This is a genomic window from Pseudomonas sp. K5002, from assembly GCF_013386655.1.
In the GTDB taxonomy this organism is placed as follows: Bacteria; Pseudomonadota; Gammaproteobacteria; order Pseudomonadales; family Pseudomonadaceae; genus Aquipseudomonas.
In genome coordinates this window covers 1-756 of the sequence record NZ_JACARK010001166.1, presented here as the reverse complement: position 1 = coordinate 756, position 756 = coordinate 1, and the positions used below count along the sequence as shown (strand labels likewise).

Annotated in this window: 1 protein-coding gene and 1 pseudogene; both read left to right on the top strand. The window is 60.7% G+C overall.

Translation table 11 applies throughout. The features are described from left to right. Positions 1–274 (top strand): 2Fe-2S iron-sulfur cluster binding domain-containing protein (locus HX846_RS34490; protein ID WP_178967181.1); only part of this gene is annotated, 274 nt, incomplete at its 5' end. Positions 275–334: 60 nt separating this feature from the next. Next, positions 335–756: pseudogene (locus HX846_RS34485) on the top strand (transcriptional regulator FeaR); the annotation flags it as partial.

Here is a 756-nt window from a genome sequence, read left to right as displayed (position 1 = left end):
GCCCAGCGGTGGTTTCGAGGTGGAGCTGGCCAGCTCCGGCGTGGTGCTGCAAGTACCGGCGAATACCAGCCTGGTGGACGTATTGCAGGCCCACGGTTGCGACATCGACACCGAGTGCCGCGAAGGCCTCTGCGGCACCTGCATTGTCGAGGTGCTGGAAGGCGTGCCCGAGCACCGTGACAATTGCCTGTCGACCAAGGAGAAGGCCGCCAACCGGCAGATTTGTGCGTGTGTTTCCCGGGCGGTTTCCGCTCGTCTGGTATTGGATATTTGATCGGCGGTACCCGTAAGATTGCTGGGACCAAAAAAATAAAAAATGTGAGGCCTTGCGGTCATGATGAGTTCAACGGTGCAACGTAACGAATCGTTCGAGCGTTGGTTACAGCAGGTTAACCAGGCCTGTGGACGCTTCGATGCCAGGGCCCTGGGCGCGGGGTTTTATGGGGAGTTGAGCGAGTTTCGCAGCGGCGCGATCAAGCTCAGCGTGGTCGATATGGCCCAGGTGCATCTGTATCGCAGCAGCAAGGAAGTCAGTACGGGCAATGAAGGGCACTACTACGCGGTGTTCCAGTTGCAGGGCAGCGCGCAGCTGGAACAGGGCGACAACCGTGCGCAACTGGGCTGCGGTGACATCGCCCTGATCGACGCCTGCCGCCCCAGTGACATGACCTACCACGACAACTCCCGGCAATTGTCGCTGATCCTGCCGCGCCAGGTGGTGGAGCGCGGTTCGCACTTCACGGCGGTCAACTGCGC